Origin of the sequence: Leucobacter sp. MMO-125 (assembly GCF_037148395.1) — a bacterium.
Classification (GTDB): domain Bacteria; phylum Actinomycetota; class Actinomycetes; order Actinomycetales; family Microbacteriaceae; genus Leucobacter.
This window is the reverse complement of sequence record NZ_JBBCTL010000001.1, coordinates 125,603-147,026: the sequence shown is the minus strand read 5'-3', so window position 1 is coordinate 147,026 and position 21,424 is coordinate 125,603. Positions and strand designations below refer to the sequence as shown.

The 21,424-nt window shown below is 67.5% G+C and carries 15 protein-coding genes; 2 read left to right on the top strand and 13 right to left on the bottom strand.

The window, feature by feature from the left end; all coding sequences use genetic code 11:
• Positions 1-10 precede the first annotated feature (10 nt).
• The 3 genes from WFI54_RS00670 to WFI54_RS00660 all read right to left on the bottom strand — a co-directional run bounded on the left by WFI54_RS00670 (position 11) and on the right by WFI54_RS00660 (position 7,258).
• Positions 11-1,480 (bottom strand): glutamate synthase subunit beta, encoded by a 1,470-nt coding sequence (locus tag WFI54_RS00670; RefSeq protein WP_336650886.1) that lies wholly within the window; start codon positions 1,478-1,480, stop codon positions 11-13.
• Positions 1,473-6,128 carry a glutamate synthase large subunit gene (gene gltB, locus WFI54_RS00665; protein ID WP_336650885.1) on the bottom strand — a complete coding sequence of 1,552 codons (4,656 nt, stop codon included), beginning with the start codon at positions 6,126-6,128 and terminating at the stop codon, positions 1,473-1,475. The genes WFI54_RS00670 and gltB overlap by 8 nt, the downstream gene beginning before the upstream one ends.
• A gap of 362 nt (positions 6,129-6,490) precedes the next feature.
• Positions 6,491-7,258 (bottom strand): SDR family oxidoreductase, encoded by a 768-nt coding sequence (locus tag WFI54_RS00660; RefSeq protein ID WP_336650884.1) that lies wholly within the window; start codon positions 7,256-7,258, stop codon positions 6,491-6,493.
• A gap of 180 nt (positions 7,259-7,438) precedes the next feature.
• On the opposite strand from WFI54_RS00660, the gene WFI54_RS00655 reads away from it, so the two are divergent.
• Positions 7,439-7,795, top strand: a complete 357-nt coding sequence (locus tag WFI54_RS00655; RefSeq protein ID WP_336650883.1) for an RNA polymerase-binding protein RbpA — start codon at positions 7,439-7,441, stop codon at positions 7,793-7,795.
• A 102-nt stretch (positions 7,796-7,897) separates the two neighbouring features.
• Here WFI54_RS00655 and lnt read toward each other — a convergent pair whose 3' ends face one another.
• From lnt to WFI54_RS00615, 8 genes are all read right to left on the bottom strand, one after another.
• Positions 7,898-9,709 carry an apolipoprotein N-acyltransferase gene (gene lnt, locus WFI54_RS00650; protein WP_336650882.1) on the bottom strand — a complete coding sequence of 604 codons (1,812 nt, stop codon included), beginning with the start codon at positions 9,707-9,709 and terminating at the stop codon, positions 7,898-7,900.
• Positions 9,710-9,722: 13 nt separating this feature from the next.
• Positions 9,723-12,083: a DEAD/DEAH box helicase gene (locus tag WFI54_RS00645; RefSeq protein WP_442918460.1), complete on the bottom strand. Its 2,361-nt coding sequence runs from the start codon at positions 12,081-12,083 to the stop codon at positions 9,723-9,725.
• Positions 12,084-12,121: 38 nt separating this feature from the next.
• On the bottom strand, positions 12,122-12,985 hold the full coding sequence (gene tatC / locus WFI54_RS00640; protein ID WP_336650880.1) for a twin-arginine translocase subunit TatC: 864 nt from the start codon (positions 12,983-12,985) through the stop codon (positions 12,122-12,124).
• Positions 12,986-12,994: 9 nt separating this feature from the next.
• Positions 12,995-13,966 (bottom strand): helix-turn-helix transcriptional regulator, encoded by a 972-nt coding sequence (locus WFI54_RS00635; RefSeq protein ID WP_336650879.1) that lies wholly within the window; start codon positions 13,964-13,966, stop codon positions 12,995-12,997.
• Positions 13,959-15,062 (bottom strand): helix-turn-helix transcriptional regulator, encoded by a 1,104-nt coding sequence (locus WFI54_RS00630; protein WP_336650878.1) that lies wholly within the window; start codon positions 15,060-15,062, stop codon positions 13,959-13,961. The genes WFI54_RS00635 and WFI54_RS00630 overlap by 8 nt, the downstream gene beginning before the upstream one ends.
• A gap of 7 nt (positions 15,063-15,069) precedes the next feature.
• Positions 15,070-15,996 carry a peptidylprolyl isomerase gene (locus WFI54_RS00625; protein WP_336650877.1) on the bottom strand — a complete coding sequence of 309 codons (927 nt, stop codon included), beginning with the start codon at positions 15,994-15,996 and terminating at the stop codon, positions 15,070-15,072.
• 74 nt (positions 15,997-16,070) lie between these two features.
• Positions 16,071-17,228: a tRNA (adenine-N1)-methyltransferase gene (locus tag WFI54_RS00620; protein ID WP_442918434.1), complete on the bottom strand. Its 1,158-nt coding sequence runs from the start codon at positions 17,226-17,228 to the stop codon at positions 16,071-16,073.
• Positions 17,225-17,932: an HAD family hydrolase gene (locus tag WFI54_RS00615; protein ID WP_336650876.1), complete on the bottom strand. Its 708-nt coding sequence runs from the start codon at positions 17,930-17,932 to the stop codon at positions 17,225-17,227. Before WFI54_RS00615 ends, WFI54_RS00620 begins: the two co-directional genes overlap by 4 nt.
• 159 nt (positions 17,933-18,091) lie before the next feature.
• Here WFI54_RS00615 and WFI54_RS00610 point away from each other — a divergent pair, with 159 nt between their 5' ends.
• Positions 18,092-19,060, top strand: coding sequence for a PAC2 family protein (locus tag WFI54_RS00610; RefSeq protein ID WP_336650875.1), 969 nt, complete (start codon positions 18,092-18,094; stop codon positions 19,058-19,060).
• A 180-nt stretch (positions 19,061-19,240) separates the two neighbouring features.
• Here WFI54_RS00610 and mshC read toward each other — a convergent pair whose 3' ends face one another.
• Together mshC and WFI54_RS00600 are read right to left on the bottom strand one after the other, a co-directional pair.
• Positions 19,241-20,509 carry a cysteine--1-D-myo-inosityl 2-amino-2-deoxy-alpha-D-glucopyranoside ligase gene (mshC, locus tag WFI54_RS00605; protein WP_336650874.1) on the bottom strand — a complete coding sequence of 423 codons (1,269 nt, stop codon included), beginning with the start codon at positions 20,507-20,509 and terminating at the stop codon, positions 19,241-19,243.
• On the bottom strand, positions 20,506-21,387 hold the full coding sequence (locus WFI54_RS00600) for an undecaprenyl-diphosphate phosphatase (RefSeq protein ID WP_336651625.1): 882 nt from the start codon (positions 21,385-21,387) through the stop codon (positions 20,506-20,508). The genes mshC and WFI54_RS00600 overlap by 4 nt, the downstream gene beginning before the upstream one ends.
• Positions 21,388-21,424 lie beyond the last annotated feature (37 nt).

Below are 21,424 nucleotides of genomic sequence, written 5' to 3'. Positions count from 1 at the left end.
CTGCCCGCCGTCAGGTGAAGGCTCGGTCGTGAGCGGTGACGGGGCTCGGCAGCACGCTCTGCCCGGTGAGGTGGGCATCAACAGCCGCCGCGACGGCCCGCCCCTCGGCGATCGCCCACACGATGAGCGACTGCCCGCGGCCGGCGTCGCCGGCAACGAACACCCCCGGTACCTCGGTCGCGTAGTCGGCTGCGCGTTCGAAGGCACCGCGCGATCCGCGAGGCAGCACCAGGCCGGGATCATCGACCGCTTCAGGGCCGGTGAAGCCCATCGCGATCAGCACAAGGTCGGCGTCGATGAGATGCTCGGTGCCCGCGATCGGTTCGCGCCCGCGCTCGGTGAACCCGGTCTCGGCGACCCGCAGCGCTCGCACCCGCCCTTCGGCGTCTCCCACGAACTCGACGGTCGACGCCAGGTAGCGGCGCTCGCCTCCCTCCTCGTGCGAACTCGTCACCTCGAACAGAGTCGGGTGCACGGGCCAGGGCTGGGTGTCGGTGCGGGTGGGCGATGGACGGCGCCCGATTGCGAGGTTCGTCACCGACTTTGCGCCCTGGCGGTGGGCAGTGCCCACACAGTCGGCCCCGGTGTCGCCACCACCAATCACCACAACGTGCTTGCCTGCCGCATCGAACTCGGCCGGCACGGTCGCCTCAAGGGGTGCGCCGTCGCTCGCAAGCGCACGATTCTGGGCGGTGAGGTAGTCCATCGCGTAGTGCACGCCCGCGAAATCGCGACCCGGCAGCGGCAACTCCCGCGGCACTGTCGCCCCGGTCGCCACCACCACGGCATCGAAGCGGCGACGCAGCTCGCCCCACGACATGTCCGTGCCGATCTCGATGCCGCAGCGGAAGCGCGTGCCCTCTGCCTTGAGCTGGTCGATGCGACGCGCCACAAGATGCTTCTCGAGCTTGAAATCGGGGATGCCGAAGCGCAGCAGGCCACCGGGCTGCTCGTCGCGCTCGTAGACGGCGACGGTGTGGCCGGCCCGGGTGAGCTGCTGCGCTGCGGCGAGGCCGGCTGGCCCCGACCCGACGACGGCGACGGTCTTGCCGGTGAGCCTGGCCGGCGGCTGCGGCTGCACCCAGCCGTTTTCGAAGGCGCGGTCGATAATGCCGTTCTCGGTCTGTTTGATGGTGACGGCGGGCTGGTTGATACCGAGCACGCACGCTGATTCGCAGGGCGCCGGGCACGCTCGCCCGGTGAACTCCGGGAAGTTGTTCGTCTCGTGCAGCCGCTCGATCGCGTCTTGCCAGCGGTCGCGGGTGACGAGGTCGTTCCACTCGGGGATGAGGTTGCCGAGCGGGCACCCCTGATGGCAGAACGCCACACCGCAATCCATGCAGCGTGCGGCCTGCCTGGCGACGAGCTTGGGGTCGGCCGGGTCGACGACCTCGCGCCAATCCTGCAGCCGCAACGCGACAGGACGCTTCGAGGCGAGCTCGCGCTCGCGCACCTTCAGAAAGCCTCGGGGATCAGACATGGGTCGCCTCCAGAATCTCAGACCAGACCCGTTCGCCATCGGGGTCCAGGCCCTGCTCGTTTGCACGCTCGCGGATCTCGAGTACGCGCGAGTAGCCGCGCGGAATCAGCCTGGTGAAGCGTGCAAAGACCTGCTCGGGGTCACGGTCGATCTCGTCGAGCAGCTCAGCTGCCAGCTCAGAACCCGTCTGCTCGGCGTGCCGCTTCAGCAGAGCCGCGATCCGCACCCGCAACACATCATCGAGCGGGGTGAGCGCGAGCGCACCCGAGCCGAGTTCTGCAGAATTTACATTTGCGGGATCGAGGTCGAGGATCGCGGCTTCGCCGCCCGACATGCCGGCGCCGATATTGCGGCCTGTGGGGCCGAGAATGAGGGCGAAGCCGCCCGTGAAGTATTCGAGGGCGTGGTCGCCTGTGCCCTCGACCACGGCGGTCGCCCCTGATCCGCGCACGAGGAAGCGTTCGCCAACGGCCCCCGCGATCCACAGGCTGCCGCTCGTGGCACCGTACCCGATGGTGTTGCCCGCGATCACGTTGCCCGCGGCGGGATGCCCGGCATCGGGGTGGGGGCGGATTACGATCTCACCGCCGGAAAGACCTTTGCCGACGTAGTCGTTGGCGTCGCCCACGAGCCGCAGCGTGATGCCGCCGGGCAGGAATGCGCCGAGCGATTGCCCGGCCGAGCCCGTCAGGGTGACGTCGATCGTTTCGGGTGCGAGACCGGCGGCGCCATGACGTTTCGTGACCTCATGACCGAGCATGGTTCCCACGGCGCGGTCGATGTTGCGGATCGGCAGTTCGACGACCACGGGCTCGCGGCGCTCGAGGGCGTCGGCTGCGATCTCAATGAGGCGGCGGTCGAAGTGCGCGTCGAGCTCGTGATCCTGCTGGCGGCCGCTGCGGCGCGGCGCGTGCTCGGGAAACTGAGGCCCGCGCAGGATCGGTGTGAGGTCGAGCCCCTCAGCCTTCCAGTGACGGATCGCAGCGTCAACATCGAGGGCGGCGGTGTCTCCGACGGCTTCGGCGAGGGTGCGGTAGCCGAGCTGCGCGAGCAGTTCGCGCACCTCTTCTGCGATGAATCGAAAGAAGTTCACCACATGCTCAGCCTGCCCGGTGAAGCGCTCGCGCAGTTCGGGGTTCTGCGTCGCGACGCCCACGGGGCAGGTGTCGAGGTGGCAGACGCGCATCATGACGCAGCCCGAGACGACGAGCGGGGCCGTCGCGAAACCGAACTCTTCGGCGCCCAGCAGCGCGGCGATCACCACGTCGCGGCCGGTCTTCAGCTGTCCGTCGGCCTGCAGCACGACGCGCTCGCGCAGACCATTAAGCATGAGCGTTTGCTGGGCTTCGGCGAGACCGAGTTCCCACGGCGATCCGGCATGCTTGAGTGAATTCATGGGGCTCGCGCCGGTGCCGCCATCGTGGCCGGACACGAGGATCACGTCGGAGAGCGCCTTCGCGACACCCGCGGCGACGGGGCCGATGCCGCTCTGCGCCACAAGCTTCGTCGAGATGCGCGCGGCGGGGTTGGCGCGTTTGAGGTCGAAGATGAGCTGTTTGAGATCCTCGATGGAGTAGATGTCGTGGTGCGGCGGCGGCGAGATGAGGCCCACGCCCGGGGTGGCATGCCTGGTGCGGGCAATCCACGGGTACATCTTCTGCGGTGGCAGCTGGCCTCCCTCGCCCGGCTTCGCACCCTGGGCGAGTTTGATCTGGATTTCGTCTGCGTGGGAGAGGTACATCGAGGTGACGCCGAAGCGGCCCGATGCAACCTGTTTGATGGCGCTGCGCCGTTCTGGGTCGAGCAGCCGTTCTTCGGCTTCGCCGCCCTCACCGGTGTTCGATTTACCGCCGAGCCGGTTCATGGCGATGGCGAGCGTCTGGTGCGCTTCAGGAGAGATTGAGCCGTAGCTCATGGCACCGGTGGCGAAGCGCTTCACGATCTCACTCACCGGCTCTACCTCTCCGAGCGGCACGGGCGGCCGCTGCGGTGCGAAGTCGAAGAGCCCCCGCAGCGTCATGAGGCGCTGCTCCTGCTCGTTCACGCGGCGGGTGTACTCGGCGAAGATCTCGCGGCGCCCGGTGCGGGTGGCGTGCTGCAGCTTGTAGATGGTTTCGGGGTCGAAGAGGTGGGGCTCTTCGCCTCGCCGCCATCGGTATTCGCCGCCGGTTTCGAGCTTTTTGTGCGCGAGCGGTGCGGGGTCGTCTGGGTATGCTGCCCGGTGGCGGGCGGCAACCTCTGCGGCGATCACGTCGAGGCCGACACCGCCGAGCCGGGAGGCGGTGCCGGTGAAGTAGCGGTCGACGAGCTGCTGTGACAGGCCGATCGCTTCGAAGGTTTGCGCGCCGCAGTAGGAGGCGACTGTCGAGATGCCCATCTTGCTCATCACTTTGAGCAAGCCCTTGCCGAGTGCCTTGATGAGGCCGGCGATCGCTTCCTGCTCAGTGACGCCCGTGATCGAGCCGTCGCGCACGAGCAGGCCGACCGTCTCCATCGCCAGGTAGGGGTTGACGGCTGCGGCACCGTAGCCGATGAGTGCGGCGACGTGATGTACCTCGCGCACGTCGCCCGCCTCGGCGATGAGCGCGACGCTCATGCGCTGCCCCTCGCGGATGAGGTGGTGGTGCACGGCAGAGATCGCGAGCAGCGACGGCACTGGCGCCAGGTCTTTGTTGGAGTCGCGATCGGACAGGATGATGAACTCGGCACCGGCGTCGATTGCGGCGCTCGCCTCCCAGCACATCGCTTCGAGCCTGTCGGCGAGGCCTCTCGCCGCGAAGTCGACCGGGTACAGGCCGCGGATGGTGACGGCGCGCTCCCGTTCGGGGTCGTCGCCGAAGTGCTGGATGCGAGCGAGCGCGTCATTGTCGATGACGGGGAAGTCGAGGATCACCTGGCGCGCGTGCTCGGCCGACTGGTTGAGCAGGTTCTGCTGGGGCCCGATGCTGGTGACGAGGCTCGTGACGAGCTCTTCGCGCAGTGCGTCGAGTGGCGGGTTGGTGACCTGCGCGAACTGCTGCACGAAGTAGTCATAGAGGTGGCGGGGGCGATCTGACAGCACGGCGATGGGAGTGTCGGTGCCCATTGCCGCGATGGGTTCGACGCCGTCGCGGGCCATCGGAGTGAGCAGCAACCGCAGCTCTTCCTCGGTGTATCCGAAGGTGCGCTGGCGTCGGCTGATCGAGGCAGGCGGGTGCACAAGGTGCTCGCGCTCGGGTTGCTCGGAGAGGCGGATCCGCCCTTCCTCAAGCCACTCGCCCCAGGGCGCGAGCTGCGCGAGTTCGCGCTTGACTGCGTCGTCGTCGCGGATGGTGCCGCTTGCGAGGTTGACGGCGAGCATGCGGCCGGGTTGCAGGCGGCCGCGGCGGATCACTCGTTCGGGCGCGATGTCGAGCACGCCGGTTTCGCTGGCGATCACGAGAATGCCGTCGTCGGTGATGAGGAACCGGCCGGGCCGGAGGCCGTTGCGGTCGAGGGTGGCGACGAGTTCGACGCCGTCGGTAGCGATCATCGCGGCCGGCCCGTCCCACGGTTCCATGACGAGCGAGTGATACTCGAGGAAGTTCACGAGGTCTGGGTGCAGCCCGGTCTCGGATTCCCAGGCCTCGGGCACCATCATGGCGAGCGCGTGCGGCAGCGAGCGGCCGGCGCGCACCAGCAGTTCAAGCACTTCGTCGAAGCTGGCGGAGTCGCTGCCACCTTCGGAGCAGATCGGCGAGAGCTGTCGCAGATCGCCGAGCAGCGGGCTTTCGAGCCTGGCTTCGCGGGCGCGCATCCAGTTGCGGTTGCCGCGCACGGTGTTGATCTCGCCGTTGTGTGCAACGAGCCGGAGCGGCTGTGCGAGGTGCCACGAAGGGAAGGTATTGGTGGAGTAGCGCGAGTGCACGATGGCGAAACGGCTCTCGAAGCGCTCGTCGGAGAGCTCCGGGTAGTAGCCGGGCAGCTGCAGCGTGGTGACCATGCCCTTGTAGACGATGGTGCGGGCGCTGAGCGAGGGCAAGTAGCAGCCGGTTTCGTGCTGGATGCGCTTGCGGGCGCGGAATGCGCGGCGTTCGAGGGCGTCGGTATCGAGTGCGGCGCTGCTGAGTGCGGCCCCGTCGAGCGCCGGTGATCCGCTGCGCCCGCCGCTGTCGCCAGCACGCGGTTGCGGCACGAGGATCAGCTGCTCGATCACCGGGCTCACCGCGCGAGCACTCTCCCCTAGCACCTCGGGCCGCACTGTGACGGGGCGCCAGGCGAGCACGGCGAGACCTTCTTCTGCGGCGATCGCGCCGATGCGGTAGCGCACGGCTTGCCGTTCGGTGGAGGCCTGCGGCAGGAAGGCGAGGCCCGCGGCGTAACCGCCTGGAGCCGGCAGTCGGAGGGCGGGATCTCTCTCGTGCAACGATTCGCGGATGAGGTGGTCTGGCAGGTCGGTGAGGATGCCTGCACCGTCACCGGTGCCGGCGTCGGAACCGACTGCGCCGCGGTGTTCGAGGTGTTCGAGCGCGGCGAGTGCGAGCGACACGATTTCGTGGCTGGGCTCTCCGGTGAGCGATACGACCGAGGCGAGGCCGCAGGCGTCGCGCTCATCAGCGGGATCGTACAGCCCGGTGCGCTCCGGGAAGCCTGCTGGGCGTGCGGTGGGGGTCGCGGCGGTGTGGCTCATCGACGTCCTCTCTCTCAGCGGGACGTCGGCGGCCCGGGCGGAGCCACTCACGAGCCGCACCCGCAACAGCGCCGTCGCGGAGGCCCGCAGTGACTGCGGAGAGTTCAGGTTACCAGCAGCTTCTTCGGTGAAACGAATTGAGCAACGCACTTTATGCACATGATTCGCCGACGGACCCACACTTTCAGAATTATCTTCGGACGATCTTGGCGACTTCCGAACGAGGGCATTTCACGAAACACAACCGAAACACTGCTGTCGCCCCGATGAAACAGGCGTAGAAAAACCGGTGTCCGATAGTCACCATGACGCGCCGCAGCGCGTTCGACTATCGGACACCGGCTGGTCGATGTCGCGGAGCCTCAGCCCTCGCCGTTGAAGCTCCGGGTATCACCCACCAGGCGGGTGTGATCGGCAGGAACGGGATCGACCGCTGCACGCGCCACCTCTGCCGCGAACTCAGAGACGTTGTAGAGCTTGCCTGCCTGCTCACGGCGCTCCTCGATGGCACCGGGGCTGAGACGGTTGAGCAGGGTCGCGGTAACGGTGCCCTCGATCATGTCACCCGAGACCACGGTGAAACCGATGCCGCGCTCTTCGAGAGCGGGAATGCGCTCACGCAGCGCATCCTCACCGGCGCGCTTCGACAGCGCCACGCCCTCATACTCCGGCATCGTGGGCGTGGTGCGAATGAAGTGCGCCTGGTGGCTGGTCACGAACACCACACGCGATCCCTCACCCATCAGCGGCAGCGCGGCGTCGAGCACCGCAAGCTGCGCGTCACGGTTGAGCTTCAGCGCGTAGTCTTCCTCCATGCCGCCCTCCATGCCGCCCGAGGCATTGAGCACGAGCACGTCAAGGCCGCCGAACTCCTCGCGCACGGCGTCCATCATCGCCGCAACCGACTGGGGATCGGTGAGGTCTGCGCCCTGCACGAGGGCGCGCACGCCCAGCTCCCGCAGTTGCGCCGCTAGCTTTTCGGCGCGCGGAGCCTTGTTGCGGAAGTTCACGACCACGTCGGCTCCCGCCTCGGCGAAGTACCGGACGGTGTCGGCGCCGATGCCCCGCGACGAGCCCGTCACGAGCGCGAGGCGGCCGGCGAGGCTGCCCGGTTCAAGAATCTGAGTCACAAGTGCTCCTCGTCGTTTCGAATTACGTGCTTCCCAGAGTAGTGGACCCAGCATCCCGAGCACCCCATGCACAGGGGTATCGCGAACCCGACGCGAGCGAGTACGCTGCAATGAACGGCAGGGGCACCCGCAGAGTCTGCGAGCGTTCCGGCCCGCTCACCACCGGCGAGGAGGTCCAGCATGGCTGATCGAACTCTACGAGGAACGCGCATCGGCGCGACGAGTCTGCAAGGCGAGGAGGGCGTTGAGCTCTCGCCCAGACGCGCCGTCGAGTATCTGACCGACCGGGGGGTGCGATTCAGGGTGCTCTTCGACGCTGACGCCGAACCGCCGGCCGAATGGGTTGACCAGAAGAGTGGAGAGATCGGCTTCCTCGATGACGAGGCCGGTCGCGCGGCGCGGGCCGAGTTCGAGGAGAAGGAATCTTCTCAGCGCACGCCCTGGGACATGCTCATCGAACGTCGCACGCGAGAAGAGCTCGAGGAGCTGCTCGAAGAGCGACTGCAGTTGCTTCGCGCCCGCCGCGGCGCGAAGTAGCCGAGCCGTTCACCCACCGCAGGCGCAGCAGCAACCCGGTGCGGGAGCTTCGATCGCTCCCCCACCGGGTTGCTGCTGCCCGCCACTCAACGCGTCGATCCGCTACGCATGCCTCTGAGCCTCGCCGCCGTGATCTCCATCGGCCTCAACAGCCCCGCGCTGAACCCGCGACCTCACCGCTGAGGCGACGCCCGCGGCGATCCCCAGGCCGCCCAGCACCATCCAAATTGTGGAGATGGCGGATCCGGCAAGAAGTGCGGGGGTGCGCCCAGTGACGAGCGGCACCTCGGCCACCATCGCGCCGGAGGTGAACGGTTCGAGTGCGGCGAGATCGCGGCCGTCAGGCGCGACCACGGCGCTCGTGCCGACCGTGGAGATGTTGACGAGGGCGCGCCCCGTTTCGATCGCACGCAGCCGGGCGATGGCGAGCTGCTGCGCGCTCTCATCAGTGCGGCCGAAGTCGGCGTTGTTGGTCTGCGCGAAGATCACCTCAGCGCCGGCATCGACCATCGCGACAGCCTGCGCATCGAAAATGATGTCGAAGCAGATCGCAATTCCGGCCTTGACCGGGTCCACCGCTGTCGGCACCTCGAACGCAGCCGGAAGCGTTCCCGCCGTGTACTCCAACTGCACGAGGTCGACGAGGTCGGGGGCGAGCATGTGGAAGAACTCGCGGTTCGGCATGTATTCGGCGAAGGGCACCGGGTAGCGCTTGTCATACCGTGCGGGCTCGGAGCCCGACGAGCCCCACACGAGCGAGCTGTTCGTGTAGCTGCCGTCGGGATTCTCGAGGATCGTGCCGACCACGATCGGTGCCCCGGCCCGCTTCGCAAGCTTCGCAACCCGCTGCGACGCCAGCGGGCTGGCCGGCAGACCGAACTCCGCACTGTTCTCAGGCCACACGATCACGTCGACGGTCTCGTCATCGGCTTCGAGACGATCGAGCAGATCTTCGGTTGCCGCGATGTGGTCGCGCAGCACATCACCCGATTCGCGATCATCGAAAATTCCAGACTTCGAGTTGCCCTGCACGGCGGCAACCCGCAGCGATCCGGTCTGCTGCAGCGATGCAGCAGGAAGCAGCGCGAGCACCAGCAGGATCACCACCCCTGCGGCACCCCCCGCCAAAATGATGCGCCTGGGGCGAGCACTCAGCGTCCCTCGCGCCGCCGGATCCGCCCCCGCCTGCACACCGCGCGCCGAAAGCCCCGCAAACGCTGCGGCGACCGGCAGCGCGCAGGCGAACACGATCAGCCCAGAGAGGCCGGCAAAGCCGGTCCACGACACCGCCTGCGCGAGCGGCCCGTCGGCCTGCGTGTGCGCAAGACGACCCCACGCGAAACCGCCGTAGGGCCACGATCCCTGCACCTGCTCGCGGAGCACCCACAGCCCCGCCACCGCAAGCGCCTGCGCCACCGCAACCTTCCACCCTCGCCACCGGCGAGTTCGCGCAGTCTCGGAGACATCGGCGAACCGGTCAGTGCTTGGGGAGATCGCCGAATGGGGGCGTGACTGGCTGGGTCTGGCAGCGAGCGAAGCGAGTCGGATGGAACGCCCCCATTCAGCGATCTCTCCAAGCGCGCGGGAACCCAACGCGGAAGTAGTACCAGCAGCCGCGATCCCGAACAGCGCGAACCAGAAGATCATCACCGCACTGAGCCCTAACCACGGCACCGGCCCCAGATAGAGGGTGAGCCAGGAGATGTGCGGCATCCAAAACGCGGCACCGGCAGCGATACCGGCAAGCAACCCGATCGGCCAGCGCTGCTGCCACACCGCCGCGAGCACGAGCGCGACTCCGGCGAACGCCGCCGGCCACCAGGCGACACCCGGGCTAGCCACGTCGAGCAGCGCACCGCCGGCGGCGGCCGCGATCAGCGACGCCCACCACGGCAAACGCTGCACAGCACCCATCACACGACGCCGCTCACGAAGCACTCGACGCCTCGACGATGCCGCGTCGCACGCCGCGCTTCGCTTCGCGGGCGAGTTTCGCGAGCTCCCCCAGGCGGTCTTCGTCGAGGCCGCCGCGCACGGCGGTTTCGCACGCCTGCGCGATCTGGTCGAGCATATCGATGGTCTGTTTGCTCCATCGCACAAAGTCGCCCGCGCCAATACCCGAACGTTCGAGCACCTGCTCGATCGGGGTGCCCGCCGCCCAGGCATGCATCGCAGCGGCAAGTCCCGCGTGCGGCATCTCGCTGCGCGGCAGCCGATACCGTTCGGCGAGGTCGTCGAGTTCGACCCACAGGTCGAGCACCCTGTCGAGCGCGGCTGAGAAGAGGCGCCCTCCCGGCAGGCGCGGCTCGCCCTCGTCGTCGCGTCGCGGCTCATAGCTGAGCACGCAGCACATCGCGGCGAGACCGGCGGCATCGAGACCGCGCAGTGCGTCATGGCGCAGGCACTCTGCCACGAGCAGGTCGCGTTCGCCGTAGATGCGGCGCAGCAACTCACCCCACGGCGCCACCTCAGGCTCCGACGACGGGCCCCGCAGATAGTCGAGGACGAACAGCAATTCGACCACTCGGTCGAAGGTGCGCGCAATGGTGCCTGTGCGCGAGGCGATCTGGCGGCGGCCGCGCTCGATGCGTCGCCGCAGTTTGCGCGCGCGGTCTTCCCAGCGCCGGCGATCCGCCCCCTGCGACCGCGCCGCCGCGGCGTCATAGCCGGCGAGGGATTCCTGCTCGGCGCGCAGCTCGCGGGCCTGATCAACCACGGCGCGGTCGGCCTGGAACTGCGCGAAGGAGAGTTCGAGGGTTTCGCGCACGTGCTCCATGTCCATGCGCTGCAGCAGGTTCACGGCCATGTTGGGCGTTGGCCTGAAACTCGACCGCACCGGGAACGACCGCGCACCGGCGAGGTGGGCGAGCGCTTCGAGGTCGACCCCGTCGCTCCACACTACGACCGCGTGGCCCTCGGTGTCGATGCCGCGTCGCCCAGCACGGCCCGTCAGCTGCGTGTACTCCCCCGAGGTCAGCGGCACGCGCTGCTCGCCGTTGAACTTGTCGAGCCGTTCGATCACCACGGCGCGCGCCGGCATGTTGATGCCGAGGGCCAGGGTCTCGGTGGCGAAGACGAGCTTCACGAGGCGCCGCTGGAAGAGCTGCTCAACAACGCTCTTGAACGTGGGCAACAGCCCCGCGTGGTGGGCAGCGATGCCCCGCTCGAGGCCCGCGATCCACTCGCGCACGCCGAGCACGCGGCGCTCCTCATCGCTCATGTCGATGGTGGCGGATCGCGCCACACGCCTGATCTCCTCGCGCTCTTCGCGCGTGGTCAGTGCGATGCCTTCGAAGAGGCACTGTCGCACCGCCTGGTCGCAACCGTTGCGGCTGAACACGAACACGATCGCGGGCAGCAGCCGCGTCTCGTCGAGGGCGCGCGCGATATCGGCGCGGGATACGCGGCGCGTGCGCCGCACCGGCGGACGGCCCCGGGTGCGGCCACGATCAGCGTAGCCGTGACCGCGGTCGCGCCCGCGCTCACTCGCGCCGCGATCGGAGCGACCCCCGCGGCCACGATCGTCGCCGCGTCGCCCACCGTCGAGCTGGCGCAGCTCGGGGTTGATGCGACCGCCTCCGCCCGTCGCGGCGGTCTCGCCGTCGCGGCCCACGAAGAGCGGCAGCAGCGCCTTCGAGGTGAGCACATGCTGGTAGAGCGGCACGGGACGGTGCTCCGAGAGGATCACATCGGTGTCGCCGCGCACCGCGTGCATCCAGTCGCCGAATTCCTCGGCGTTCGACACCGTGGCCGACAGCGACACCAGCCGCACCTCAGGCGGCAGGTGCAGGATGATCTCCTCCCACACAGCACCGCGCCAGCGGTCGCCCAGATAGTGCACCTCGTCGAGCACCACGAAAGCGAGACCGTCAAGCGCATCACGCGGGCTGCCCGCGCGGCCTGCATCGCCCTCGGCGTAGATCATGTTGCGCAGCACTTCGGTGGTCATCACCACGATCGGGGCGTCCCCGCGCAGGTTCACGTCACCCGTGAGCAGGCCCACCTCATCTTCGCCGTACTCCTCGCAGAGCTCGTGGAACTTCTGATTCGAGAGCGCCTTAATGGGTGCGGTGTAGAAGATGCGGGCATCGCGTTCGCGGCGCGCGAGATAGACCGCGAACTCCGCGACGGTGGTTTTGCCTGAGCCCGTAGGTGCCGCCACGAGCACGCTGCGCCCCTCTTCGAGCCGTTCGCAGGCGGTGCGCTGGAAGGCGTCGAGCGGATAGCCGACGCGTGCCGCGAACGCATCGAGCGCCGTCTGCGGGCCGGTCGTGTCTGGCCCGGTCACGGGCCCGCTCGGCCCGGCCTCTGCCCCGGTCGGCTGCGTCACGACTGCTTCCCCAGGCGCCCCCGCGTGCGACCGCCGCCATCGGCATTCTCGTCTGGATCGGAGTCGTCGAGGCCGTACTCGGCCAGATCGGCAGCACGGCGTTTATCGACGCGCCGATCGTGCAGAATCGCGATCCCCGCAGCGCCGAAGTAGAGCACGATCAGCGGTGCCGCCAACAGGAACATGCTCATGAGGTCGACAGCCGGCGTCGCGATCCCGGCGAACAAGATGATGACGAGGATCGCGACTCGCCAGCTCTTCAGAATCGACTTGCCGCGGAGCACACCGAGGAAGTTGAGCATGACCAGCAGCGCCGGCATCACAAAACCGACACCGATGGCCAGCAACAGCTTCGTCGAGAAATCGAGGTACTTGCGGGCGCTCATGAACGCCGCGTCTTCGGGCGGGGCGAAGCTCGTGAGCAGGCGCACAATATTGGGGATGACCAGCCAGCCGGCGTAAGCACCCAGCAAAAACAGCGGGATGGCCGTGCACAGGAACCCCACCCCGTAGAGCTTTTCGCGCTTGGTGAGACCGGGGGCGAGGAACGCCCAGATCTGGTAGAGCCACACCGGGCACGAGATAATCACCGCGATGAACAGTGCGATCTGCACCCGCGTGTCGAAGGCGCCGGTGATGTCGTCGTAGTTGATCTGCGCCGTGCGCCCCTGCTCCCGAGCGATGTCGTAAATGGGCTGGCGCAGCACATCCCACACGTACGGCGAGAGGATGAAGCCGACCACAAGGCCCACGACGATCGCGAGAGCGGAAATCATGAGACGCTTGCGCAGTTCGACGAGGTGGTCCCCGAGGCTCATCCTCGCCTCAGGATTGCGCTTCTTCCGCGCCTGTTCTGCCATTCGCTCAGTTTATCCCAGCGACCCTGCAGAACCGGGCACCCGCTCAGCGGCGTCGAGCGCACGCACAGCCCACGCCCGCACAGCCTCACGGGCACGCTCAGGCGCTTCCACCACAATTTCGCAAGGAGCAGCCTGCACGAGCCTGATCGCAGCCCCCTCATGCCAAGCCTCAACGCGCACGCGCACCCGACCGGCCGCATCCTCGCCGATCACCTCCGGATCGAAGCCGCGAATCTTCGGCACCATGTGCGCGGGAAGCGACACCACCAGATCGAACGCAGGCCGCGTCTCCTCACCCGCCGGCGCATGCGGTTCAGCCGCAAGGTCAAGCACCCGCACCCCGCTCATCTGCTCCACACGGAACCTGCGCTCCGCGTCGCGATCGCGGCAGTGCGCCCGCAAGTACCAGGATCCGGCATGCTGCGTGAGCGCGATCGGGTCGGCCGTGCGTCGGCTCGAACGCCCCTCGGCATCGCGATACTCAAAGGCCAGCACCCGGCCGGCATCGATCGCCGACACCACCAGAGGGATCCGCGGGTCCTGCGGATCCGCCGTCACCGATAACATCGGCGCCGCAGCCCCCAAAGCCGTGCCCAGCTTCGCCGCAGCCTGCTGCGCGCCACGCGCGTACTCATCGGGCAGCATCGGTGTGAGCGCCTGCAGCCCAGCAATCAGCGCCGCAGTCTCGGCAGGCGCGAAGCGCGGTGCGTCATCGACGGCGACCGTGCGGGTCACGCTCACGACATCGTCGCGTTCGAGCGCATCCCAATCAATATCGAAAAGATCCTCATCCTGGTAGCTCAGCGTCTCCCCTGGCACTCCCGCCGTACCCAAAAAGCGCACCAGCTCCCGCAGCAGATCAGGGGCGACATTGAACGCCGCAGCGAGCTGCGGCACGGGCGTCGGGCCGTGCTCGCGCAAATACGGCACCAGCGCCAATAGCAGCATCACACGATCCGGGGCGAGCACACGCTTACGCATCGTCGACTCCCTTCGGCTCAGCAGAGCCCGCCGGCGCCGCCGCTTCGGTCACCCCACTCGGTTCTGGCCCCTGGGCAGAAACAGGCCCAGAAAGGCCAGCCCCGTGAACCGCCGCGATCCGCCGCAAACCATCATGCACCAGCCCCCGCACCGAATCCGGCGACACCACCGCAGCATCAGCACCATAGCCGATCAGCTCCTCGGCGAACAGGTGGAGGTCTAGCACCCCGACCGTCAGCCGCACCCACTCGCGGCGCACATCCCGCTCGGCGCCAACGGCCCTCGGCGACAGCCGCGCCTCAGCGACACTGCCGCGTCGCACCAACACCACCGTCTGCTGCCGCTCACGCAGCGCCAGCAGATCAGCAACCGCCAACTCCCCACGATCCAGCAGCGCCGCATCGAAACGTTCAGCCCCCAAGCGCACACCACCCACGATGCGAGACAGCAAAAACACCCGATCCGCCTCGCGATCAAGATCCCAAGAAATCAGATGCCAGCGCCCATCCACCCGGTGCAACCGCAGCGGAGCCACCCGACGCTCAAGCGGAGCATCCCGGCCAGGAAGCGCGTAATCGAAACGCACCACACGAACCTCATCGATCGCGCGCTGCAACGGCACCGCCGCAGGCTCAGCCGTGCCCAAACTTGGAGCAACCCCCAAATGCTGCACATCGAGTCCAGCACCCAAAGCCTCAAGCTTCATCGCCGCACGACGCGACGCCGCACTCAAACTGCCCTCGCTCCACGCCAACGCGGCAAGACGAAGCAGCATCAACTCCTGCTCATCGAAACGCAACTCGCTCGGAAACTCGAGCTGCTCCTTCGAAATGCGATACCTGGTGAGCTGATTATTGCCAGGCTGCATCGGCGAATCGAGCGTCTCGATCTGAATGCCGAGCTCGCGCAGCTGCTCCTTATCGCGCTCGAACAGCCTGTCACGAGCCGCACGCTCAGACGCCGACAACGACCCCGATCGCTCGGCGTAGCCGTGCACCGTCGACAGCAGCTCCTGCTTCGTGAGCCCCTGCGGGCTCACGACGAGTGCGAGAACCAGGCTGAAGACGCGCTGCTCGCCAGGAACGCGACCGGTCACCCGAACCTCAGCCGACCCCGATGATATCGACGACCACCACGCGCGGCTCGGCGTCAGCCTCGTTCTCGATGATCACCAGCTGCGAACCCACCTTCGCCCCGGTCAGCTGATTGCGGAAGGTATTGCCCGACTGCGAAACCTGCTGCTCATTGCCCAAGCCCGTCAGGCCGGACTCCCAGCTGTTGGTCTGCACCGTGCCATCCCAGCCGACACTGAGCACCTGCGCGATGACATTGTCGTCGGCACCGACCTCAGCACCATCGCCCTCCACGCGCACCGCCGCAGTGGTGCCCTCAGGGGCCGACCGCGGAGGCAACACGATGCCGGGGCGACCCTCATCATTGGTCACCACAGCCGGGAAGCCATTCGGAAGACCACGCACCGGGCCCTCGGCCGCAAGCGGACCCGCCGACACCACATCGATCACCGCAACCAGCGGAGATTCAGGATCGCCCCCGAGCTGCATCGCCAGCTGGCCGCCCTCATCAGGCGCCATCGCAACCACCACACGGTCACCGGGAGCCGCGCAACGCAGCGACTCGCTCAACGGGTTCGAGGCATCATCAGACACCAGCAGGAACTCCGCCGACTGATCTGCGGCAGCAAAACCGGGGCTCTCGTACATGCGCTCACCGCTCGCCTGATCGAAGAACGCCATGTTGACACCCACGAGCGACTGATCCTCGACAAGGTTGCTGCGATCCGCCGCCTGCTCAACCACCGTGCGCTGCGTGGTGAGCACCCGCAGATCATCAGGAATCGACACCTCAGGGGCCTCACCGAAGCTGCCCGTCACCGTGACGCTGTCGCTCAGCGCACCGGGGTGGAGCGTCGGCTCGCAATCTGCCGCCGAAGCCTGCTGCGCGCTGCAGCCTGTGGCACCGGCGAGGAGCAGCGCGGCGGCTGCAGTAGCGGGAACGAGTCGACGAAGCATGAGCACCTCTCGGAGAAGCCGATTCGACCGCCGAAGCTGGCCGGCCGAACTGAACCCGGCTATCCTATCGAACCTCAGCTGGCGGAATGCGCGTCGCTGGCATCCGCGTCAGCCTCGGCACCAGACACGGCCCCGGAGTCAGCCCCGCGCTCGCGCGCGAAACGCTGCGTCTCCCGCACCTTCTTGCGCAGCACCTTGTCGCTCTTGCCTCGCTCACCCACAGCCTGCGGCGTCCACGCACCAGCATCGCCCTGCTCCCCCATATCGGGCAGCCAGCTCGCGAGATCTTCCTCGGTGAACTCACTCTTCGAAGCACGACGCTTCAGCTCAGGCAACTGCGTGCCAGGCGCCAGCCTGCGCGCAGTGATCAAGAAGCCGGTATGCGCCACCATGCGATGATCCGGGCGCACCGCGAGACCCTCAACATGCCAACCGCGCACCATCGTCTCCGACGACTGCGGGTGCGTGAACAAGCCGCTGCGGCGAATCTCCTCAGCCGTGCGCGAAAGCTGCGTCACCGTCGCGACATAGCAGATCAGCACCCCACCAGGGGCCAGCGCCTGCGCCGCAACATCCACGCACTCCCATGGCGCAAGCATGTCGAGCACCACGCGGTCAACCGACCCGGCCTCGCATGTCGAGGGCAACGTCTCTTGCAGATCACCGACGGTCACCGTCCAGTTCTCGGGAGCACGCCCCGCGAACGCCGCCACATTGCCGCGGGCGATATCCGCGAACTCCTCACGACGCTCGAACGAGAACAACCGCCCCTCGGTGCCGATCCCGCGCAACAGGTGCAACGACAGCGCACCCGATCCGACACCGGCCTCAACCACCCGAGCGCCGGGGAAGATATCGGCGAGCGACAAAATCTGCGCGGCATCCTTCGGGTAGACGATCGCCGCGCCACGCGGCATCGACATCACGAAATCCGACAGCAGCGGGCGCAGTGCGAGGTACTCTTCGCCGTTGCTGTTGGTCAACACCGAGGCGTCGGGCAGGCCCACGATCTCTTCGTGGCGGATCATGCCGCGGTGACTGTGGAACTCACCGCCGGGCACCAGCGTGATCGTATTGAGGCGCCCCTTCGGGCCCGTCAGCTGCACCCTGTCGCCGTATCCCAGCGGGCCGCGCGTGGCGGGCGCATGCTCCTCCGAGGCCTGGCCGGCCGGCTCGTGCCCGGCGATACCCGCCTCCGAGGCCTGGTCGTCCATGATCTGCTGCTCGCTCACCGCTGCGCTCCCGTCGTCTGATCGGCGTTCCGCAGACCGCGGAAACGCTCCGAAAGTCTATCCGCGTCGACGCCGACAAGTGTCGGCCACAGCTCATGCGCCGAGGCCTCATCAAGTTCAAGCAGATTCGGCACGCCGATAGCAATCGCACCCGACGCCTGCGCCGAGGCGAGACCCGTGGGCGAATCCTCGATCGCAAGGCAGCGACCAATCGGCACCCCGAGGAGCGCCGCGCCGCGCAGATAGGGGTCGGGGTGCGGCTTCTCATGGGCCACCTCGTCACCCGCGACGATCCCCCGAAACACCCCCTCGGGCAGCAACTCCACCACCGCATCGGCGATCGAACGCACCGCCATCGTCACCAGAGCGCTCGGAATTCCCGCCCCCGCCAAAGACTCCAGCAGTTCCACGGCACCAGGCCGCCACTGCGGGCCTGCCTCACGCAGGCCCGCGATCACGCTGGCCTCCCACTCTGCAATGATCTCGTCAATGCCGAGCGGCACGCCCAACTCCTGGAAGATACGCGCCGCGCGGCGCAGACCCGACCCAATCAGACGGTCGCGGGTCTCGTCACTCAACTCGATGCCGTACCTGGCGAGCATCGACAGCTCGGCGTTGAGCCACAGCGGTTCAGAGTCGATCACAGTGCCGTCCATGTCCCATAGGACGGCCGCGGGCGCTTCGTGCAGAGAAAGAACGCTCATCCGCCTCAGTGTAGCGGCGCGGCTGGAGCCGGCGCCCAAGATATGGGATCTGCCGTCGCTATGCCTGATCCGCCCCGAATCGGCATAGCGTCGGCAGATCCCATAGCAACGGCAGCTCCCGCGTCTGAGACAGGGAGCGGTATCGATATCCTGGAAGGTATGTCCGAGACCGCTTCCTCCCAGCCCCGCGTGCTCATCGTCGCTTTCCAAGGTTGGAGCGACGCCGGCGACGCCACCACCGAGGTGCTGCAGCACCTGGGCGGGCTGATCGACGCGGAAGTGCTGCACGTCATCGGCTCCGAGGGCTACGTCGATTTCCAGGTGCACCGCCCCAAGCTCGTGTTCGACGCCGACGGCAACAGGGTGCTCGAGTGGCCGGACACGCGCCTCTACGGCACCGTGCAGCGGCCCGGTGAAGCGGTAGCCACCCCTCGGCCCGACGAGGAGACGCTGCGGCGTATCGACGGCAGCCCCGTCACCGAACTGCTGCTGCTTGCCGGAGTGGAGCCAGCCCGCGACTGGCAGAACTTCGCCGACGAGATCGTCGAACTTGTCGATGTGTGGAGTGTCGACACTGTCGTGATCCTCGGTGCGATGTTCTCCGACGCCCCGCACTCGCGCCCCATCGCGGTCTCGGTCTCCACCGAAAGCCCCGAGCTGCGCGCCGAAACCGGGGCCGTGCGCAGCAGCTACGAAGGCCCCATCGGCATTGCCACGGTGGTCGATCTCGCGCTCGCGCAGGCGGGCATTTCGGCGATCTCGCTCTGGGCACAGGTGCCCCACTACGTGCACAGCGCACCCTCGCCGAAGGCCACGCTCGCTCTGCTCGACAAGCTCGAAGAGCTGCTCGACGTGGTCATTCCGCGCGGCGAACTCCTGGTGCAGGCCAACGAGTGGGAGGCCAACATCAACCGGATTGCGGCGGCAGACGAAGACATGTCGCGCTACATTCGCGGCCTGGAAGAGTCGCGTGACGAAGCGATGGCGGCCGAAGCCACCGGTGACGCGCTCGCGCTTGAATTCGAGAAATTTCTCGAAGGCGGATCGCGCGGCGTCGAGCAGACCGAAGAACCCGGCCCGACCGACCCGAGTGACGACGACGCCGAACCCGGCCCCGAGCCGCGCTGACCCGCACCGCGATCAGCGACCCGCAATCTGCGAGCTGCGACCTGCGACCTGCAACCTGCGACTGAGTCGGCCTGTTCGTATCGACTCGGCCTACGATTTGCGTGAATCGTAGGCCGACTCGACACCAAGGGGCCGGGTCAACACGGGCAGCCGCAGACGACCCCGCCGAAGCAGCCTGCGCTACAGCTTCACGCCCAGCAGCGCGTCAACCGCGTCAGCGATGAGCGCCGGGTCGTCAACGCCGCGATCCAGCGCCGCATCGAGCGTCGCCAGCATCACCGGGGTGTCGAGATCGTTCGCGAGCGCAGCCCGCAACTGCTGCAGCACCGCGACCGCAGAGGCCGGATCGTCGCCGCGCCGCGCAAGCCCTTCCCGCCACGCCTCGAGCCGACGGTTCGCTGTCTCCAGGTCGGCGTCGTGCCACTCCCACTCGGAACGGTAGTGATGCACCAGCAAACCCAGACGAATGGCCGACGGGTCAGCCGGTACTCCCGCACAGGCGCCGTGCGTGCCATCAAGCAGCTTCGACACGAAGACGAGGTTGCCGCGCGACTTCGACATCTTGTGCCCCTGGTAGCCCACCAGGCCAGCGTGGCAGTAGGCGTGCGCAAGCGGCGTTCCCGAGCTGGCGGTCGCGTGCGCCGCGGTGAACTCGTGGTGCGGGAACACGAGATCGGATCCGCCTCCCTGCACTGTGAACGCACCACCGAGCGCGCGCGTCGCGATCACCGAACACTCGATGTGCCAGCCCGGCCGCCCCTCACCCACCGGGCTCGGCCAGCTCGGCTCTCCCGCGCGCGCCGCGCGCCACAGCAGCGGATCGAGCGGGTTGCGCTTGCCCGGCCGCTGCGGATCGCCGCCGCGCTCGGCACTCAACTGCAGCATCGTGCCGCGATCGTAGGGTGCCACATCACCAAGCCGCCATTGTGATTCGCGCTCGGCGGCATCGGTGTCGAAGTAGAGATCATCGCCGACGGCATCATCGGTGGGCACGGCGTAAGCGAGCCCCCGCTCCACCAGCTCGCGAACCCCAGCAGCGATCTCATCGATCTGCTCAGTCACCGCCACATAGTGCTCCGGCGGAATCATGCCCATGCGGTGCATGTCAGATCGGAACAGCCCGATCTGCTCATCTGCAAGGGCACGCCAGTCAACGCCGGTCGCTTCGGCACGCTCCAACAGCGGATCGTCGACATCGGTGATGTTCTGCGCATACACCGTTTCAAGCCCGGCATCGCGCCAAGCCCGCTGCATGATGTCGAAGGCGAGGTAGGTGAACGCGTGCCCGAGATGGGTGGCGTCGTAGGGCGTGATGCCGCACACGTAGAGCAGCGCCTTGTCGTCGGAGATCGCGGGATGTTCGAAGCGTCCGGTCGCAGTGTTGAACAGCTTTGGAGCGACGCCGGTTCCCGGCAGCGCGGGCAGCTCGGGGGGAGTCCAGGTTCTCATCGGATCACCCCGGCCGTCGCCGCGCCAGCGTGCTGCGCAACCGCCGCGCCGCCCTCGGCATCGAGCAGACCGGTGCCGAGCAGCACGAAGATCACCACGCCGAGCGCCACACGGTAGATCACAAACGGCATGAAGCTGCGCTTCGAAATGTAGCCCATGAAGAACTTGATCACGAAGATGGCAACGACGAACGCAATAACGGTGGCGAGCAGCGTCAGCGACATGGGGGCGCCGCCGCTCGGCTCGCGCACCTCCTTGAACAGCTTGTAGAAGCCCGATCCGAGCACCGCGGGAATCGCGAGCAGGAACGAGTACCGGGCCGCAGCCTCACGGGTGTATCCCATGAACAGGCCAGCGGTGATCGTGCCGCCCGAGCGAGACACGCCGGGGATCAGCGCAAGCGCCTGCGCACCGCCGTAGAGCAGGCCGTGCTTCCAAGTGAGCTCCTTCAGAGGGCGTTCCTTGCGCCCCACCCTGTCGGCAACACCCAGCAGCACACCGAACACGATCAGCATTGTCGCCGTGAACCACAGCGATCGCAGCGTGGTGTCGATCGCGTTCTCGAAGAGCAGACCCAGCACCACGATGGGAATCGAGCCGAGAATGATCCACCACCCCATCAGGGCGTCGGGATCGCGACGCGGTGCCTTGCCGACGAGCGAACGGAACCACTGGCCGAGAATGCGCACGATGTCACGCCAGAAGAAGACGATGACCGCCGCCTCGGTCCCGATCTGCGTGATCGCGGTGAACGCGGCACCGGCGTCGCCGATGCCAAGCAGCTCGCTCGCGATACGCAGATGCGCACTGGAGGAGATCGGAAGGAACTCGGTGAGACCCTGCAGGATACCCAGCAGAATCGCGTCGAAGAAGCCCATCATGTCCTTTCGGTGGCGGATGGCGGCGTGCGGCCGT

Bases quoted from the DNA above. Each gene is read 5' to 3' on its own strand.
- WFI54_RS00670 (WP_336650886.1), bottom strand. From the start codon at position 1,480: ATGTCTGATCCCCGAGGCTTTCTGAAGGTGCGCGAGCGCGAGCTCGCC.
- gltB (WP_336650885.1), bottom strand. From the start codon at position 6,128: ATGAGCCACACCGCCGCGACCCCCACCGCACGCCCAGCAGGCTTCCCG.
- WFI54_RS00655 (WP_336650883.1), top strand. From the start codon at position 7,439: ATGGCTGATCGAACTCTACGAGGAACGCGCATCGGCGCGACGAGTCTG.
- lnt (WP_336650882.1), bottom strand. From the start codon at position 9,709: ATGGGTGCTGTGCAGCGTTTGCCGTGGTGGGCGTCGCTGATCGCGGCC.
- tatC (WP_336650880.1), bottom strand. From the start codon at position 12,985: ATGGCAGAACAGGCGCGGAAGAAGCGCAATCCTGAGGCGAGGATGAGC.
- WFI54_RS00635 (WP_336650879.1), bottom strand. From the start codon at position 13,966: ATGCGTAAGCGTGTGCTCGCCCCGGATCGTGTGATGCTGCTATTGGCG.
- WFI54_RS00625 (WP_336650877.1), bottom strand. From the start codon at position 15,996: ATGCTTCGTCGACTCGTTCCCGCTACTGCAGCCGCCGCGCTGCTCCTC.
- WFI54_RS00615 (WP_336650876.1), bottom strand. From the start codon at position 17,932: ATGAGCGTTCTTTCTCTGCACGAAGCGCCCGCGGCCGTCCTATGGGAC.
- WFI54_RS00610 (WP_336650875.1), top strand. From the start codon at position 18,092: ATGTCCGAGACCGCTTCCTCCCAGCCCCGCGTGCTCATCGTCGCTTTC.
- mshC (WP_336650874.1), bottom strand. From the start codon at position 20,509: ATGAGAACCTGGACTCCCCCCGAGCTGCCCGCGCTGCCGGGAACCGGC.
- WFI54_RS00600 (WP_336651625.1), bottom strand. From the start codon at position 21,387: ATGGGCTTCTTCGACGCGATTCTGCTGGGTATCCTGCAGGGTCTCACC.